Genomic DNA, 1,845 nt, shown 5'->3' with positions numbered 1-1,845 from the left:
ATCGGTTGCGATGGTTGTGATGCTCCTCCTTTCGGTAAACCTTACCCTGGAGTTAAAACCAGAGCCGACCCCTCTCCACAAACCCCAGAATATCTTTCTCATTCCTGGAGTCAATGAGTTTGTGCCTTCCACTTTTGCTGTCTGGTTTGCATTCATTCTGACACTGGTGGTTCATGAGTTTGGTCATGCAATCCTCTGCCGGGTTGAGAATATAGCAGTAAAGAGCATGGGAGTGTTGTTTTTGATCATTCCCATCGGTGCTTTTGTTGAACCAGATGATGATGAGGTGAAAAAAGCATCACCCTGGCCACGGATGCGGATGTTCGGGGCGGGTATCATGAACAACATCCTCATAGGTCTTATCAGTTTTGGACTGATGGTCAGTCTGATCGGAATGGCTGTTCCGACACAGGAACCGATTGTCGTAGGCCTGTACAAGAATTATTCTGCTGCACAGGCGGATGTGCCGACCCCTTCGATCATCAGGACTATCAATGGAGAGCCTGTGCAGACCTCACAGGATGTCTCCAATATTCTAAATACCACCCGCCCGGGTGATACCGTTATTGTCGGATTTGATCATAACGGAGAAGTAAAAGATTATTCACTGAATGTTTCATCATGGCCTGAAGCTTTGGGAACTCATGAATCCGGGTTTATGGGTGTCTTTTATTACAATGGTCAGGGAATCATTGATACCGTAAAAACCATGTTCTCACCGGTCGGAATATTCATGCTTCTTTCTGTACCGTTCAATCCAACTATGGAAGGTCAGTACCTTCGGATTCTTGGATTTGATGTATCGGATACTGAATACTACAAAGTCCCGTTCCCAGGATACTGGGAACTTATTCACCTCTTGTTCTGGAGTGGATTTATTAATCTTGCTGCCGGACTTTTCAACGCTCTTCCGATGATCCCCCTGGATGGAGGATTCATCTTTAAAGAGGGGACTGAACGGATACTCAGTCGTCGGGGCCTTGCACGGTATACTGATCATATTGTTGGTCTTGTCAGCACCGGTATGGTCATTCTCATGGTTGCAATTTTTACGCTTCCGTACCTGTTCCACCTGTAATCTGAAGTGTCGGGAAAATAATCTCCTTTTTTTCTGGATAGGTATAAGAAAGTATATGCAGTACCGATCGTGAACATGTACGAGATAGATATGCGTTTTCTCTATCTGGGTATGGTATGTATTCTTGGAATGGTCTCTCTCTTTTCCGGTTGGGCGCTTGCTGCATCATCTGCCGGGTCCAACCCGGGATTTGGATCTCTTCCAACTTCTTTTGAGTGGGAGGGTGATAAGATCCTGAACGGGGATGATGCCACTAGTCTTTTTGATGAGCCCTCATCAGGGAACCTGGACAATATGGCAGGAGCCGGGATGGTCATGTATTCAACGAGTGGTCTTCCCAATAATACGACTGCGATAAACCGGACGGTGAACAATACCACAACGTCAGTATCCGGAACACTTGATCCTCTCTCCGGCTATGCCTCGGTCGGTGATATTATCAGGGCACAGGACTGGAAAGCACTTCAGCGGTATACAGCCAGCATAAATGCAACATCTGAAATACCTGACTCCTCGTTATCTCTTGAGAACAGAAACAATAACTGGAATACATTAATCAAGGATCCGGAGCCCGTTATCATATCCTGCGGTCCCTGCTAATTTTATTCAATTCCTGCTAATTTATTCAATTTTTTCCGGCCGGTAATATACCAGACATGCGGCTATGATATCATGCAATCCCTGTGAATGACGGGTATATGCAATTGCGAAAATCCCTGAGAAAAAGAGGAGTATTGATATGAATTTTGAAAAATGCCTGAGAGATG

At 45.4% G+C, this 1,845-nt stretch carries 2 protein-coding genes; both read left to right on the top strand.

Going from position 1 to position 1,845, the window contains the following annotated elements; genetic code table 11:
* A partial coding sequence (locus tag PLA23_RS13055) for a site-2 protease family protein (protein ID WP_324475478.1) occupies positions 1 to 1,078 on the top strand: 1,078 nt, incomplete at its 5' end.
* Positions 1,079 to 1,168: 90 nt separating this feature from the next.
* Positions 1,169 to 1,678 (top strand): hypothetical protein, encoded by a 510-nt coding sequence (locus PLA23_RS13050; RefSeq protein ID WP_324475477.1) that lies wholly within the window; start codon positions 1,169 to 1,171, stop codon positions 1,676 to 1,678.
* Positions 1,679 to 1,845: the final 167 nt, after the last annotated feature.

Source organism: Methanospirillum sp. (assembly GCF_035406105.1).
GTDB lineage: Archaea > Halobacteriota > Methanomicrobia > Methanomicrobiales > Methanospirillaceae > Methanospirillum.
The sequence above is the reverse complement of the archived record's forward strand: the minus strand, read 5'-3'. Positions and strand labels throughout refer to the sequence as shown.